Raw genomic sequence first — 14,956 nt, 5'->3', positions numbered from 1 at the left:
ACTGGCTCAATCGCGCGGTCGGGGAAAAGCACGCCATCGCGTGCCCGTCGGCGCTGATCGGCGCATCCAACTTTTTCGAGCTGGCGGTCGCGGCCGCGATCAGCCTGTTCGGCTTTCATTCCGGCGCGGCGCTGGCCACCGTCGTCGGCGTGCTGATCGAGGTGCCGGTGATGTTGCTGGTCGTGCGCCTCGTCAACCGGTCGAAGGACTGGTACGAGTGCCGGGCTTGAAATCGCGAGAGCATCTACCTATGACCGACTACCCGAACGACTTGCCGCAACTCGACGTCGAACTGTTCCGTGTGCCGGACGCCGTGCAACTGCGGCCTGCGGCGCCGTCGACGCATCCGCCGCGGCTTTTGCTGCTGTACGGTTCGCTGCGCGAGCGTTCGTTCAGCCGCCTATTGATCGAGGAAACCGCACGGCTGCTCGTGGCGATGGGTGCCGAAGTGCGTGTGTTCAATCCGAGCGGCCTGCCGCTGCCCGACGACGCGCCCGACAGTCATCCGAAAGTGGTCGAGCTGCGCGAGCTCGTGATGTGGTCGGAGGGAATGGTGTGGTGTTCGCCGGAACGGCACGGCGCGATGACGGGGATCATGAAGGCGCAGATCGACTGGATTCCGCTGTCGGTCGGCGCCGTGCGGCCGACGCAGGGCAAGACGCTCGCGGTGATGCAGGTGAGCGGCGGTTCGCAGTCGTTCAACGCGGTGAACCAGATGCGCGTGCTCGGGCGCTGGATGCGCATGCTGACCATCCCGAACCAGTCGTCGGTGGCCAAGGCGTTCATGGAATTCGACGAGGCGGGGCGGATGAAGCCGTCTGCCTATTTCGATCGCGTCGTGGACGTGATGGAAGAACTCGTGAAGTTCACGCTGCTGACGCGCGACGTCTGCCCGTATCTGGTCGATCGGTACAGCGAGCGGAAGGAAAGCGCCGACCAACTCTCGAAACGCGTCAATCAATCGCATATCTAGCGTTCGTCATCGAACGAACGCAGGGACGGCTGGACCAGCCGGATTCGAGCCGTGCCGCATCTAGCCGCCGCGCGTACGGTCGGATCACGCGCGTGAGCGTGCGAAACAGCGCACATTCTCCTTCCGGGCGGCGCGCGCATGCTGGCGGATCAAATGCAACAGGCAGTCGATGAAGCAACGCGCCGCTCGTCGATCCGCGCGCCGTGCTGCGTGAACAGATGGTCGATCGGCGCGGCCTGGCCGTCCGCCGACGAATTCGGCATCAGTCGCGATCGAGCAGTTCGTGCACCTACGTCGCGCGTTCGCGCGAATGCCGGGCACTCACCATCACCGACGTGTCGTAGCGCAATAGCGGCTCGGACGCGAATTCGTGCGCGCCGCCGGTCATTGGACGGACGTGTCATTCGGCCGATACCGAACAGGTGGCGCGGCTTCCCGTCAGCCGCGGGGCGTTACTGCCCGAAGCGTTGCGTGACGGTGTCCTTCAACCGTGCGGCGGTCAACTCGCCCATGTGCGATTCGACGAGCTCGCCTTTTGCGTTGAAGAACAACGTGGTCGGCAATCCGCGCGAACCATACGCGTGCATCGCATGCATCGACGGGTCGAGCAGCACGTGATCGAAGCGCAGGCCCTGCTGGTCGAGGAAAGCGCGCACGGCTTGCGCGCTTTCCCCCTGGTTGAGCATCAGTATGGTGATGCCCGGATGGTTGCGCTGCGCCTGTTCGAGGATCGGCATCTCGCGGCGGCACGGCGCGCACCACGTTGCCCACAGATTCACGACGGCCGGCTTGCCGACGAAGCCAGCCGGCAATACGGGCGTCGAATCGAGCGCCTGGAGCCGCATCTCGGAAAGCGGCGGCGCACCGCGCTGCAACGTCGCCAGCGTGCCTTGCGCGATGCCCCACGCACCGAGGCCCGCGACGATGCCGGCCAGCACCGGCCGACGCAATGCGGGCAGGCGGCGCAGGCGCCAGCCGGCGAATACCAGCGCGGCCGCGATGCCGATGCGCGCGTCGAAGCCGCCGTCGCCGAGCGCGACGATTGCGCGCGGTGACGCCGCATAGTCCGGCCACCACTGCGCGACGTAACCGGCACGCGCGGCAATCAACCCGAGCAGCAGCGCATCGAGGATCAGGCTCGACGCGGTTTTGTGATGCCCGTCCGGCGGACGGCGCTGGATGACACGCGCGACGAGCCACGCCAGCAGCGCGGCGACGGCGACTGCAACGACGCGGATCGAGAAGGGACCGATGCTCAGCATGAAGTAGGAAGAATGGACGTGATCGAGCGGGGCAGAAGACGGGCTCGTCCGCCGCGGCGACGAGCCGTCGACAGTCGTGCGGCGTTTCGACCGGTTGCCGCGCATGAGGGTTCCCTTCGCGAACGTAACGGCGTGTTGCGGCTCGTGATGGGCCTCCCCGGCAGCTCAGGCGTGCATGATGTTCACGTTTGGGTTGGCGCGGCGGTTTGCACCGAGGAAGTCGAGATAATGTGCGGCGAGTGACGAACGGCGTTGGAGATTTGCTATTGCTTTCGCAGCGGCGTCGCTTCGCGGGCGATTACTGGCCGTTGCCCGCCCCTGCTTCACCGAGCCGATACGCGGTAAAGAATTCGTACCACGGCGACCCTTGCGCGACCGGCACGCCGAGCGCGGCCGTGCGCTGTTTCAGCGCGCCGAATACGTCGTTGATGAGTGCATTCGTCGCGCTGTCGCGGAATGGAACCGATTGCGTCCGCCCCGCGGCGAACGCGCCGTACGCGATCGCGAGCAGGCGTGCGCGGTCGTTCGTGCCCGCGATCGTCGTGTCGATCGTTTCGACGAAACGCGGCCGGTCCTCATCGCGCGCTGCGGACAGGCACAGGAACACGATCACCGACAGCTCGTGCGGATCCTTCTCCCGCAGCAGCGCGGGCAGCCGTGTCACGATCCGGTCCACCCGTTCCTCACGCAGCGCATCGCCGAAGTCGAGCACGGCGGTCATGGGGTTCGTGTCTGTTTTCAGGCGGTCGAGCGCCAATTGCTGGGCCGACGGCGCGCCGTCCTGCGCTGCAGCCGATGCAGACCGCAACGTATCGGCCACCTGCTGCGTCCATTCCGGAAAAATCATTCGCACGTTGCCGAACTGCTCGCCGCCTTCCGCGGCCGGGTTCCACCGATAAACGATCGTGCCGCCGTGAATGAACGGCGAATACAGGTGCTCGGGCGTTTGCGGCAGCGGCCGCCGGTTGATCGGCAGCCACGCGAGCGTGAGCCAATCGTAGCGGCCTGCCGCGGGGACGGCCGGGCTCGAACTCGCGACGACCTGCCACGTGCCGCGATTCGCGTAGCGGCGGCGCGCGTCGGGCACCGGGACCGTCCGGCCTTTCGCGGTGTCGAAATACGTCTTGCCCGTGATGCTCGCGCCGCTGTCGGCGGCTGGCGTAATGGTCGAGATGACCCACGACGCGCCGTCCGCCGAGCGGTAGTCGGACAGCTTCAGCGTCGCCACGTCGTGCACCATGCGCGTTTCCGCCGCGACGGGGCTCGGCGTGGCATCGGCGAGCGCGGAGAAGATACCTGGCATGGGCTTTCCTCGGAATCGGGTGCGTATCGTCGAGGCGATGCGCGGTGGCACGGGTGGCGGTGTCGTAACTGTAGAACGTCGTGACCGGAAACGGAAACTGGCCAAACGGGGTAATCGGTGCACGTCGTTCGCGCTTCGGCTTACCATGCACATCCTGAGCCGACGACGCCCACCGGGCGGGAACACGCATGACCGACACGAAAGCCATGACCGAACACTGGACACAGGTAGCCGACCAATGGATCGACTGGGCCGGCAAGCCGGGCCACGATGCGTTCTGGAAATATCGCGCGGGGCTCGCGGCCTACATCGGTCGCGGCACCGGCGTCGCGCTGGAGATCGGCTGCGGCGAAGGCCGCGTGAGCCGCGAGTTGAAGGCGCTCGGCTACGACGTGACCGCGAGCGACGCGGTGCCCGCGATGCTCGATGCGGCGCGTCACGCGGATTCCGCGCATCGCTATCAACTGGCCGACGCGGCGGCACTGCCGTTCGATGCCGCCAGCTTCGATCTCGTGATGGCGTACAACGTGCTGATGGATCTCGACGACATGCAAGACGCGTTGAACGAGGCGCGCCGCGTGCTGAAGCCGGGCGGCACGCTGTTCATCTCCATCGTGCATCCGTTCCGCGATCGCGGCGGCTTTGCCGGGCCGCAGCCCGATGCGCCGTTCGTGCTGACGGGCAGCTATTTCGGGCGCGAGCATTTCGACGGCGTGGAAACGCGCGACGGGCTGTCGATGCACTTCGCGGGCTGGTCGCTGCCGCTGCAGGCGTATATGGAGGCGCTGGAGGCGGCCGGGTTCGCGATCGTGTCGCTGCGCGAGCCGCCGCCCGATCATGCCGATACGGATCAACTGAAGCAGTGGGCGCGCGTGCCGCTGTTTCTGTGGATCAAGGCGCGACCGCTGGGGTGAGTGCGGCGGGGACATGTTCCCGGGACGACAAATGAGTGCGTAGGAACGGTGCCCCTCGCGCGGCAGAAAATGACCGGCGGGCCGGTTTTGTATTCCCGGCTATCAAGTGGGCGGCCGTCTCGCCGCGGGCAGGCACGCGTGCCGGCCTGATGCCGAGGCCTTCGCGGCTTACCCCCGCATCGGCGGATTGAGCCGCGCGAACGCCGCTTGCCGGCGATACGGGAAGTACGGATACGGCGCTTCCACTGCGCTTGCCGCATCGAGCTTCGCGACCTGCGCATCGGTCAGCGCCCAGCCGACCGCTCCGAGGTTCTGCCGCAACTGTTCCTCGTTGCGCGCGCCGACGATCACCGACGACACGGTCGGCCGCTGCAGCAGCCAGTTCAGCGCGATCTGCGGCACCGTCTTGCCGGTTTCTTTCGCGATCGCGTCGAGCGCATCGACCACGTCGTACAGGCGTTCGTCGTCGACCGGCGGCCCATAGCTGGCCGTTTCATGCAGGCGGCTGCCTTCGGGCAGCGGCGCATTGCGCCGGATCTTGCCGGTGAGCCGGCCCCAGCCGAGCGGGCTCCACACCAGCGCGCCGAGGCCCTGGTCGGCGCCAAGCGGCATCAGGTCCCATTCGTAGTCGCGGCCGACGAGCGAGTAGTAGACCTGATTGGCCACGTAGCGCGACCAGCCGTGCCGGTCGGCCGCCGCGAGCGACTTCATGATCTGCCAGCCGGCGAAGTTCGACACGCCGATATAGCGGAGCTTGCCCGCGCGCACGAGATCGTCGAGCGTCGACATCACTTCCTCGACCGGCGTGCCGGCGTCGAACGCGTGCAGTTGCAGCAGGTCGATGTAGTCGGTGTCGAGGCGGCGCAGTGCGTCGTCGACGGCGCGCATGAGCCGTGCGCGCGACGTGCCCGCGTCGTTCGGGCCGTCGCCGGTCGGCAGGCCCGTCTTGGTCGAGATCAGCACCTGGTCGCGGCGCCCCTTGAGCGCGGCGCCGAGCACGCGTTCGGACGCGCCGTCGGAATACACGTCGGCCGTGTCGAACAGGTTGACGCCGGCTTCGAGGCAGATGTCGACCAGGCGGCGCGCTTCGTCGACGCCGGTATTGCCCCAGGCACCGAACAGCGGGCCGGCGCCGCCGAACGTGCCGGCGCCGAAGCTCAGGACGGGGACCTTGAGGCCGGAGCGGCCGAGCGTACGGTATTCCATGTGCATTTCCTCCCGTCGTGTGAGCGCGGCGCGGCCGCATATCGATCATCCGGCGATCAATGTACCGTTTGCGACTTTTTCAGATAATCCCGAAGATGACGAAAATATCCTTCGGAAGGAGCGAACAATGCTGCTCGACAACCTCGCGCTGTTCCTGCGTATCGTGGAGAAGGGCGGGCTGGCCGCGGCGGGCCGCGAGGTCGGCCTGTCGCCGGCCACGGTGTCCGAGCGGCTGACGGCGCTCGAGCGCCACTACGGCGCGGCGCTGCTCACGCGCACGACGCGCGCGATCAGCCTGACCGACGAGGGGCGGACACTGGCCGATGGCGCGCGACGCCTGCTGGCCGAGGCCGATGAACTCGAAAGCCGGGTGCGGCTGGGCGTGCAGACGCTGTCGGGGCCCGTGCGGCTGAGTGCGCCGGCCGATCTCGGGCGCGAGCGCATCGTGCCCGTCCTCGACGCGTTCCTGGCCGAGCATCCGGGCGTGACGGTCGACCTGCATCTCGGCGACGGGTATGTCGATCTCGTCGGGCAGGGCCTCGATTTCGCGATCCGTCGCGGCACGCTGGCCGACAGTTCCCTGCGCAGCCGCTCGCTCGGCCGCGCGCGGCGCGTGGTGTGCGCGGCGCCTGCGTATCTCGCCGCACACGGCACACCACGTCATCCGGACGAACTCGCCGCGCACGACTGCATCGTGATGCGCTTCGGCCAGGAGTTGTATGCCGAATGGCCGTTCAGCATCGATGGCGCATTGAAGCGCGTGGTGGTGCGCGGCCGGCGCGTCGCCAACGACGGGGCGCTCGTGCGTGCGTGGTGCATCGCGGGGCACGGCGTCGCGCTGAAATCGCTGGTCGACGTCGAACGGGATCTGGCGTCGGGCGCGCTCGTCGAGGTGCTCGGCGCGTTCTCGCCGGGCGATGTGGATCTGCAGATCGTCTATCCGGGCAGCGTCGCGCAGCCACGGCGCGTGCGCGCGTTGATCGACCGGCTGGCGGAGGCGCTCGCGTAACGGCGCGTGGCCCGTGCGCGGCTGGCGAGACGTTGCGACGGCGATCTCGCCGCGATCGCATCGAATGCGCGCCGGCGCGCGACATCGCAGGCTGAAACCGCTGCTCAAACCCATTGCCCACATTTCGTCATTTAGCTAATATTCAAAACGTCAAACGAAGCCGAACCCCATGGACGACGTCATCCGCATCAGCGCCTTGGCCAACGAAAGCCGTCTCGCCGTGCTGCGCTGGCTCAAGCAGCCGCGCAAGCATTTCCCGCCACAGCCGCACGGCGACTTCGACGAACTCGGCGTGTGCTGCACGTACATCACCGAGAAGCTCGGCATCGCGCCGGCCACGACCACGCGCCACATGCGCATCCTCGCCGATGCCGGCCTCGTGCAGGCCACTCGCGTCGGCAAGTTTACGTACTACAAACGGATCGACGGTGCGCTGCAGCAGCTCGGCCGCGATCTCTCCCAACTCTGACCTGACCGAGGCAACCGACATGGACGAACTCGCCCTGCTGGCCGACGCCGACCGGCGCGCGCACGCGTATCTGGCTGCAACGAGCGACCGGCGCGCGTTTCCCGATGCGGCCGCACTGGCCGGCCTCGCCGCGTTCGACGAAGCGCTGCCCGATGCGGGCCGCCCGGCCGACGAGGTGCTGCGCCTGCTCGACGAGCACGGCACGCCCGCGACGGTCGCATCGAACGGGCCGAACTACTTCGGCTTCGTGATCGGCGCGACGCTGCCGGCCGCGGCGGCGGCCGAGCGGCTGATGCTCGCGTGGGACCAGTGCGCGTCGTCGTACGCGAATTCGCCGGTGGCCGCGACGCTCGAGCGCCAGGCCGCGCGCTGGGTCGTCGAGGCGCTCGGGCTGCCCGAAGGCAGCGCGGTCGGCTTCGGCACCAGCGCGACGGCCTGCACGCTCGTCGCGCTGGTGACCGCGCGGCGCGCGCTGCTCGCGCGCAAGGGCTGGGATATCGACGAGGACGGCCTGATCGGCGCGCCCGAGGTGAAAGTCGTGATTTCCGCGCTCGCGCACATCACGGTGAAGAAGGCGCTGCGCGTGCTCGGCTTCGGGATGAAGCGCATCGTCGTCGCGCCGGTCGACGCGCACGGCCGGATCGACCCGGCGCAGTTGCCGCCGCTCGACGACGTGACGATCTTCTGCGTGCAGGCGGGCGAAGTGAACACCGGCGAATTCGATCCGTTCGCGGCATTGATTCCGCCTGCGAAGGCGGCCGGCGCGTGGGTGCACGTGGACGGCGCGTTCGGCCTGTGGGCGCGGGCGTCGTCGAAGCGCGCGCTGACGGACGGCATCGACGGCGCGGACAGCTGGACGACCGACGGTCACAAATGGCTCAACACGCCGTACGACGGCGCGATGGTGATCTGCCGCGACGCGGCCGCGCTCGCCACCGCGATGAACAGCGACGCCGTGTACCTGAGCGGCGCGCAGGATGCGCAGAAGAACCTGAACCTCGAATTCTCGCGGCGCGCGCGCGGCATTCCCGTGTGGGCCGCGCTACGCTCGCTCGGCCGCGCCGGCGTCGCGACGATGATCGAGCGGCATTGCGCGCAGGCGGCGCGGGTCGCGGACGGCCTGCGTGCGGCCGGCTACGACGTGCTGAACCGCGTCGTGCTGAACCAGGTGCTCGTGCGCGCCGGCACCGACGAGGAAACGGCGGCGATCCTCGAAGCCGCGCAGGCATCGGGCGACGTATGGTTCGGCGCGACCGTATGGCAGGGGCGGCCGGCGTTCCGGATCAGCGTGTCGTCGTGGCGCACCGAGGATGCGCACATCGATCGTCTCGTCGCGTTGCTGACGAAGCTGCGTGGTGCGCACGTGGGTTGAGCGTCACGCTTCGTTTTCCGCCTAAATGGTTGCGTATGCAACTTTCACGAATTCGATGAAGTGCAGCGCAGCCGGCGGAGCCTGCGATACGTCTGCAAGCGTGAAAATATCGGACAATAGCCGTTCCGCGCGGGCCGCGCCGGCACCGCGTCCAACCGAAGCATTCACGCTTGCGAGATCCCCATGTCGACTTCCTTTCCCCGGGAACTGCTGAAGGCCGCCGATATCGCGAAGATGGAACCCACGCGCGCGGTGCATTCGCTCAATCCCAATGCCGTGCGTCTGAAGCGGCAGCTCAGCGACCTGACCGGCCTGACGCAATTCGGCGTTCACCTGCTCACGCTGATGCCCGGTCACGAATCGGCCGAATATCACCGCCACCTGTACGAAGAGGAATTCGTGTATGTGCTGTCCGGTACCGGCGCGGTGACGATCGGCGGGCACGTCAGCGAAATCGGGCCTGGCGATTTCATCGGCTTTCCGCGCGGCGGCGAAGCGCATACGGTGCAGAACACCGGCGAAGCGCCGCTGGAGCTGCTCGTCGGCGGGCAGCGGCTCGAACACGACGTGTGCGAATACCCGCGAGTCGGCAAACGGCTTTATATCGCGGGCGGGCTCGAAGAGTATGTCGAGCTGCCGAAACAGCCGTGACGGTCGGGTGTACGTCATCACCGTAGCAGGCCGTTCGTTCAATGGACGCGCTGGACGGCCGCGGGATGGTGCGTGCACGTCAACCACACGAGGACTTCCCGTTTCGGACGACTTGAGCGACACCTGTCGTCGGCGCGTGCATCGCGAAGCAGTGAGGGGCGCGAGCGCGGCCACGCCAGATTCGCGATTCGTGCGCCGAACGAGCCCGATTTCAATGGAACGACTGCAGCCGGCAGCTGCCTACCTCGATGCGTCAGATCCCTTTTCTTGCCTTTGCACTCGCGGCCCTTGTGCCCGGCCTGGTGTGGTCGTATTTGGCCGACGATCCCGGCTCGCTCAAATATTCCATTCCGATCGCCTACTTCGGCACCGCAGCGTTCGCGGTCCCGCAATATCTGCTGGTCACGAAATACTGGCGCGTTTCCATCATTTCATCGTGCCTGTGCGGCGGCATCACGGGGTTGTTGACGTGGATTGCCACTTGTTTCATTTACACGTCCATCTGGAATGACGATGTTTTCAAGGGCGGCTTGTCGGCCGTTCTGGGTTTCCTGGCGTGCCTGGGCCTGGGGGCACTGGCGGGCTTGGTGTTCTGGCTGATGCATCGTTGGCAGCGATCCAAAGGGTAAATCCGCTTCTCGCGACCCCGTCACGCTTATGATGGGGGAACGCCACTGACAGGGTTCCTACGCCATGGACGCGCCGCTCCCGCCGATGTCTGCCCCGATTGCCGAAACCGCTCCTGAAACCGAAGCCGCCGGCGAGCCGCGCGCGTCGCGCGTGCACCAGCCGGTCGCGCTCGTCACCGGTTCGACGTCGGGGATCGGGGCGGCCGTCGCGCGGCGTCTCGCGGCCGACGGCTACCTGGTGATCCTGCATTCCCGCAGCTCGGCCGACACCGGACGCGCGATGGCGCGCGAACTCGGCGGCGCGTATGTGCAAGCCGATCTCGCCGACGATGCCGAACGCGTGCGGCTGATCCGCGACGCGCTCGCGGTGCACGGCCGGCTCGACGTACTCGTCAACAATGCGGGCATCAGCCGCGTGATTCCACATGACGATCTCGCGGCGGCCACGCCCGACGTGTGGCGCGAGATGCATGAAATCAACGTGATCGCGCCGTTCCGGCTGGTGGCCGAAGCGGAGGCCGCGCTGCGCGAAGCGGCGTCGCACGGGCGGGCCGGGTGTGTTGTGAACGTCAGCTCGCATGCGGGCGCGCGGCCGAAGGGCGCGTCGATTCCGTATGCGGCCGCGAAGGCCGCGCTCAATCACACGACGCGGCTGCTCGCGCGCACGCTTGCGCCGGCGATTCGCGTCAATGCGGTCGCGCCGGGGCTCGTCGATACGCCGCTCACCGCCGACTGGACGGAAGCGCAGCAGCTCTGGCGGGAGCGTGCGCCGATGCGGCGCGCGGCGACGCCGGACGATATCGCGCAGACGGTCGCGATGCTCGTCGCGTCCGATTACGTGACGGGCGAGATCGTGATGCTCGACGGCGGGTTGAATCTGACGTGAGGCGCTGAGGCGGCGGCGCGGCGGCACGCGGTTATCGCGTGTGCAACGGCCGGGTCATTCGAAGAAGCGTCGTGCGATCAGCCGAGGTTCGACCGCAGCCGCGCGAGCGCCTGATCGTGCGTGCGCTCGAACTTGAGCGGCGTGACCGAGATATACCCGTCGCCGAGCGCGACCGTTTCCGAATCCGCATCGTCGTCGCGCGGCGCGCGCGCGAGCTTCAGCCAGTGATAGTCGATCTCGCGCGGATCGCGTCCCGACACGATCTCGACGCCCTGCAGCGTGCCGGCGCCCTGGTTCGTCACCTTCAGGCCGCGCACGTCGTCGGCCGGCCGCGGCGGGAAGTTCACGTTGAGGCACGCGTCGCTGTCCCAGCCGGCGGCGACGAGCCGGCGAATCACGTCCGGCGCATGCGCGAGCGCCGTGCCCCACGGCACCGCGTTGCGATCGGTGAAGGCCTGGCTCAGCGCGATGGCCGGCACGCCCACGAGCATGCTCGTCATCGCCGCGCCGACCGTCCCGGAAAACACCGTTTCGGTGCCGAGATTCGCGCCGCGATTCACACCGGACAGCACGACGTCGGGCCGCGCGCCCTTCATCAGGTGGCTGACCGCGATCGCGACGCAATCGCCGGGCGTGCCGCGCACCGCGAAGCGGCGCTCGCCCTTGCGATGCACGCGCAGCGGTTCGTGCAGGCTCAGCGAATGCGACGTGCCGCTCTGGTCCTCGGATGGAGCCACGATCCACACTTCGCGCGCGAGTTGTGTGGCGACCTGTTCGAGTATGTCGAGACCGGGCGCGTCGAATCCGTCGTCGTTGGTGAGCAGGACGCGGTCGAACAGCGGGCGGGTTGCTTGCATCGGGACGATCCTCGTGAAGAGCATGAGAGGGGAGTGCGGCATCGCGCAAGCCACAAGGCTAGCACTCCGGCGCGAGAATCGTCGTGTTGCGCCCAGGGTGCCGGCCGGCGCGGACGCGAAAACGGGCGCATCGCGCGCCCGTTCATCGTGTCGTGGAATGTGCGTGCCGGCGTGGCAGGCCGGCCCCGCTCAGCCGAGCAGGTAGCGCAGCAGGCCGGCCGACGCGACGCCGACGATGACGGTCGGCAGGATCGACAGGCGCGTCGCGGCGAACAGCGTGATCGCAAGCGCGAGCAGGTCGGCCGGTCGCGTCGACACGAATGCCGGCGCGATCACCGAAATCAGCACGCAACCGGGCACGTTTTCCATCACCGACGCCGTCCGCGGGCTCAGCGTCCGGTTGCGCAGCAGCACGTAGCCGATGATGCGCGACAGGTAGGTGGTCGACGCCATCAGCACGATCGTCGCGACGATGCCGAAATCCGGAAGCTCAGGCATCGCGCGGCTCCCACAGCAGCGCGGCGACGAGCCCCGCGCAGGCGCCGGCCGCGACATACCACGCGCCGGGCAGCGCGAGATGGGCGGCCGCCGCGACGACGAGGCTCACGAACCACGGGCGGCTCGCACGCACCCCTTTCCACATCCCGCGCAGCAGCACCAGAAACACGGCCGTGAACGCCATGTCGAAGCCGTACTGTTCGACGTCGCCGATCGTCGGCCCGACCGCCGCGCCGAGCGTCGTCATCGAGATCCACGTCAGGTAGAGCCCCACACAGATGCCCGCGTAATAGGGCACGCTGATATGCGTGGCCGAGCGCTCGCGCGCGTCGGCGAGCGACATCGCCCAGCTCTCGTCGCACATGAAGAACAGCGCGACGAACGCGCGGCGGCGCGGCAGGCGGCGGATATACGGCTCGAACGCGGCGCCCATCAGGATGTGGCGCGAGTTCACGAGGAACGACATCGCGACGATCAGCGCGATGTGCGGCGGCGACGTCCACAGATGGATCGCCGCGAATTCGGAGCCGCCGCCGAAGTTCAGGCCCGTCATCATCGGCACCTCGAACAGGCTCAGCCCTTTCTGCGCGGCCTGTGCGCCCAGCACCAGCGCGAACGGCACGAAACCCAGCATGACGGGCAGCGCCGCGCGCAAACCGCGGCCCATCTCGGCGACATAGGCGGGCCTGTCGCGAAGCCCGGACGACGTTGAAACGCTACTGCTCATTACTCCTCCTTCGGGGGAGGGATTGTCTGCTTTTTTGACTCGAATCGGGTTGCGTTGTCGCCAGATTTTTCTCAGAATTTGGCATTGAACGTGGGATATCGAAATTTTTTGGAATCGAATGCCAAATGAAACTTGACGCTATCGACCGCCGGATCCTGAGCGCGCTGCAGCGCGACGGCCGCATGCAGAACGTGGAACTCGCGCATGAGGTCGGGCTGTCGCCGTCGCCGTGTCTGCGGCGCGTGCGCCTCCTCGAGGAAGCCGGCGTGATCGAGAAATACGTGGCCGTGCTGAACCCGGCGAAGGTCGGCAAGGGGCTGACGATCTTCACGCGCGTGTGGCTGAAGGGGCAGGACGCGGAATCGGTGAACCGTTTCGCCGAGGCCGTCCAGCAGATGCCGGAAGTCGTCGAATGCCACCTGATGGCCGGCGACTGCGATTTCCTGCTGCGCGTCGTCGCGGCCGACATCGACGATTACCGGCGCTTCCAGATGGAATACCTGACGCGCATTCCCGGCGTGCTGAGTGTGAAGACCGACATTCCGATGCAGAAGGTCAAGCTCACGTCGGCGCTACCGACCTGACGCAGAGCGAGCCGCGCGGCGCGTGTCGACGAACGGTCATGGCGCGGAGACAATCGCCCGATAAACTGATGGGGTGACGCGCATCGCACGTATTGCCGGCGCGGTCGCATGCTGGTCGATGTGCAAGCAACTAACGGTCAATGCCGACGCGATCGGCCGAGCGGCGCTGCGTGGCGCGCCGGGCCGCGCGTCGACGCGAATGCGTTTCTTCCTGTCGAGCCCTACATGCAGCCATTCTTCAATACGCCGTGGAATTCGCTGGAAATCGTCAAGCTCGTGCTCGGCGTGCTGACGCCGTTGTCGGTCGCCTGTCTCGGCTGGCTCGTCGCGCGCCGGCTGAAGCGCCTCGAACTCGTGCAGTGGACCAACCAGCGGCTGATCGAAAAGCGGCTCGCGCTGTACGACACGGTCGCGCCGCAGCTCAATGCGCTGCTGTGCTTCTACACGTGGGTCGGCTACTGGAAGGACATCTCGCCGGACGACGTGATCCGCGCGAAGCGCGACCTCGACCGCACGTTCCACATCTACCGCTACCTGTTCGACGACGACGTGTACGACGCATATCACACGTTCATCCATGCGCTGTTCGAGATGCATACGGGGCCGGGCCGCGACGCGCGGATCCGCTCGCTGATCCAGGCGCCCGACGGCGATCGTAGCGTGCACGGTTCGTACGCGTGGAAGCCGGTGTGGTCCGAGCGTTTCGCGACCGCGAACGTCGTGCCGAAGGACGACGTGCTGCGGCATTACACGCGGTTGATGGAGCGGCTGCGCGTGGCGCTGGGGGCGACGCGCTGAAGGCTGCGGCGCGCGGTAACGACTGACATGCCTCGCCATCACTCCCGGTAGCCTGCCCTCAGTTCCGCCCCGCCACCGCGAGCCGCGCCGCGAGCCCCAGGAATACCGACCCGAGCAGATACTGCGGCATCTTCGACGGCCGGCGGCGCGCGCCGATCCGCTGGCTTAGCCGGCTCGCGGAGAGAATCACCGCGCCGTTCACGACGATCCCGATCAGGTTCAGCACCGTCGCGAGCACGAGAATCTGCACGGCGATGGAACCCTGCTCGGGCCGCACGAACTGCGGGAACAGCGCGAGCACGAACAACGCCATCTTCGGATTCAGCAGATTCGTCGTCAGCCCCTGGCGAAAGATCGTCGCGGTCGAGCGCCGACGTTGCGACGCGACGGGCGATAGTGCGGTCGCATCCGAACGAAACGTCTTCCACGCGAGATACAGCAGATACGCGGCGCCTGCGAAACGTACCGCGTCGTACGCGAGCGGCACCGCGACGAAGAGTTGCGACAGCCCGAGCGCGGCCGCGAGCGCGTGGCAGTAGGTGCCGGCCTGAATGCCCGCGAGCGTCGCGAAGCCGGCGCGCCGCCCCTGGCTCACGCTGCGGGACGCGATCAGCAACATGTCGGGGCCGGGCGTAACGGTCAGCGCGAGACACGCGCCGGAGAACAGCGCGAGCGTGGAGAAGTCGATCATGGTGGTCCCTTTTGCCGGTGCGGCGTAAAGGGAACTCAGTTTAGGAGGGCGCCCGAGGCCGGTCAATCGAGCGAACGGACAATGGCCGGACGGCACGGATCGCGTAACGCATGCATCGCGTACGTGC

General features: G+C 67.4%; 18 protein-coding genes. 11 read left to right on the top strand and 7 right to left on the bottom strand.

From position 1 onward, the window contains the following. Together AC3IFE_RS14385 and arsH are read left to right on the top strand one after the other, a co-directional pair. The coding region (locus AC3IFE_RS14385; RefSeq protein ID WP_489190898.1) for an arsenic resistance protein at positions 1 to 230 on the top strand (230 nt) is incomplete at its 5' end. Between the two features lie 20 nt (positions 231 to 250). After that, entirely contained in the window at positions 251 to 973 is a 723-nt protein-coding gene (arsH, locus tag AC3IFE_RS14380) for an arsenical resistance protein ArsH (protein ID WP_489190897.1), read from the top strand. Between the two features lie 452 nt (positions 974 to 1,425). On the opposite strand, the gene AC3IFE_RS14375 is transcribed toward arsH, so the two are convergent. Together AC3IFE_RS14375 and AC3IFE_RS14370 are read right to left on the bottom strand one after the other, a co-directional pair. Continuing rightward, positions 1,426 to 2,235, bottom strand: a complete 810-nt coding sequence (locus tag AC3IFE_RS14375; protein ID WP_489190899.1) for a TlpA family protein disulfide reductase — start codon at positions 2,233 to 2,235, stop codon at positions 1,426 to 1,428. A gap of 298 nt (positions 2,236 to 2,533) precedes the next feature. Further along, positions 2,534 to 3,538, bottom strand: a complete 1,005-nt coding sequence (locus AC3IFE_RS14370; RefSeq protein WP_489190896.1) for a hypothetical protein — start codon at positions 3,536 to 3,538, stop codon at positions 2,534 to 2,536. Between the two features lie 188 nt (positions 3,539 to 3,726). Between AC3IFE_RS14370 and AC3IFE_RS14365 the strand changes: the two genes are divergently transcribed. Further along, positions 3,727 to 4,452 (top strand): class I SAM-dependent methyltransferase, encoded by a 726-nt coding sequence (locus AC3IFE_RS14365; protein ID WP_089468936.1) that lies wholly within the window; start codon positions 3,727 to 3,729, stop codon positions 4,450 to 4,452. 168 nt (positions 4,453 to 4,620) lie between these two features. On the opposite strand, the gene AC3IFE_RS14360 is transcribed toward AC3IFE_RS14365, so the two are convergent. Beyond that, complete coding sequence (locus AC3IFE_RS14360) at positions 4,621 to 5,658, bottom strand: aldo/keto reductase (RefSeq protein ID WP_301737519.1); 1,038 nt, start codon at positions 5,656 to 5,658, stop codon at positions 4,621 to 4,623. A gap of 127 nt (positions 5,659 to 5,785) precedes the next feature. Here AC3IFE_RS14360 and AC3IFE_RS14355 point away from each other — a divergent pair, with 127 nt between their 5' ends. The 6 genes from AC3IFE_RS14355 to AC3IFE_RS14330 all read left to right on the top strand — a co-directional run bounded on the left by AC3IFE_RS14355 (position 5,786) and on the right by AC3IFE_RS14330 (position 10,674). Then, positions 5,786 to 6,667 (top strand): LysR family transcriptional regulator, encoded by an 882-nt coding sequence (locus AC3IFE_RS14355; RefSeq protein WP_089468938.1) that lies wholly within the window; start codon positions 5,786 to 5,788, stop codon positions 6,665 to 6,667. A 169-nt stretch (positions 6,668 to 6,836) separates the two neighbouring features. Beyond that, positions 6,837 to 7,136, top strand: a complete 300-nt coding sequence (locus tag AC3IFE_RS14350) for an ArsR/SmtB family transcription factor (protein ID WP_050017894.1) — start codon at positions 6,837 to 6,839, stop codon at positions 7,134 to 7,136. A 19-nt stretch (positions 7,137 to 7,155) separates the two neighbouring features. Next, complete coding sequence (locus AC3IFE_RS14345) at positions 7,156 to 8,508, top strand: pyridoxal phosphate-dependent decarboxylase family protein (RefSeq protein WP_301737520.1); 1,353 nt, start codon at positions 7,156 to 7,158, stop codon at positions 8,506 to 8,508. A gap of 183 nt (positions 8,509 to 8,691) precedes the next feature. Beyond that, positions 8,692 to 9,159, top strand: coding sequence for a cupin domain-containing protein (locus AC3IFE_RS14340; protein WP_089468940.1), 468 nt, complete (start codon positions 8,692 to 8,694; stop codon positions 9,157 to 9,159). 248 nt (positions 9,160 to 9,407) lie between these two features. Continuing rightward, entirely contained in the window at positions 9,408 to 9,788 is a 381-nt protein-coding gene (locus AC3IFE_RS14335; RefSeq protein WP_301737522.1) for a hypothetical protein, read from the top strand. A 64-nt stretch (positions 9,789 to 9,852) separates the two neighbouring features. Continuing rightward, positions 9,853 to 10,674: an SDR family NAD(P)-dependent oxidoreductase gene (locus AC3IFE_RS14330; protein WP_301737524.1), complete on the top strand. Its 822-nt coding sequence runs from the start codon at positions 9,853 to 9,855 to the stop codon at positions 10,672 to 10,674. A gap of 77 nt (positions 10,675 to 10,751) precedes the next feature. Here the strand turns inward: AC3IFE_RS14330 and surE are convergent, their stop codons facing one another. The 3 genes from surE to AC3IFE_RS14315 all read right to left on the bottom strand — a co-directional run bounded on the left by surE (position 10,752) and on the right by AC3IFE_RS14315 (position 12,756). Next, on the bottom strand, positions 10,752 to 11,531 hold the full coding sequence (surE, locus tag AC3IFE_RS14325; protein ID WP_089468943.1) for a 5'/3'-nucleotidase SurE: 780 nt from the start codon (positions 11,529 to 11,531) through the stop codon (positions 10,752 to 10,754). A gap of 189 nt (positions 11,532 to 11,720) precedes the next feature. Then, entirely contained in the window at positions 11,721 to 12,029 is a 309-nt protein-coding gene (locus tag AC3IFE_RS14320; RefSeq protein WP_489190895.1) for an AzlD family protein, read from the bottom strand. Then, positions 12,022 to 12,756 (bottom strand): AzlC family ABC transporter permease, encoded by a 735-nt coding sequence (locus AC3IFE_RS14315; RefSeq protein ID WP_489190894.1) that lies wholly within the window; start codon positions 12,754 to 12,756, stop codon positions 12,022 to 12,024. The genes AC3IFE_RS14320 and AC3IFE_RS14315 overlap by 8 nt, the downstream gene beginning before the upstream one ends. A gap of 125 nt (positions 12,757 to 12,881) precedes the next feature. Between AC3IFE_RS14315 and AC3IFE_RS14310 the strand changes: the two genes are divergently transcribed. Both AC3IFE_RS14310 and AC3IFE_RS14305 read left to right on the top strand, forming a co-directional pair. Further along, positions 12,882 to 13,340 carry an Lrp/AsnC family transcriptional regulator gene (locus tag AC3IFE_RS14310; RefSeq protein WP_006486309.1) on the top strand — a complete coding sequence of 153 codons (459 nt, stop codon included), beginning with the start codon at positions 12,882 to 12,884 and terminating at the stop codon, positions 13,338 to 13,340. 225 nt (positions 13,341 to 13,565) lie between these two features. Continuing rightward, a complete protein-coding gene (locus tag AC3IFE_RS14305) occupies positions 13,566 to 14,138 on the top strand; it encodes a hypothetical protein (RefSeq protein ID WP_301737526.1) in 573 nt (190 codons plus the stop codon). Positions 14,139 to 14,196: 58 nt separating this feature from the next. On the opposite strand, the gene AC3IFE_RS14300 is transcribed toward AC3IFE_RS14305, so the two are convergent. Further along, positions 14,197 to 14,829, bottom strand: a complete 633-nt coding sequence (locus AC3IFE_RS14300; protein ID WP_301737528.1) for a LysE family translocator — start codon at positions 14,827 to 14,829, stop codon at positions 14,197 to 14,199. Between the last annotated feature and the right edge of the window lie 127 nt (positions 14,830 to 14,956).

The sequence above is a fragment of the Burkholderia sp. APQ4-4ca genome, assembly GCF_057837105.1.
Note: the sequence above shows the minus strand (reverse complement) of the source record. Positions and strands in the feature narration are given on the sequence as shown.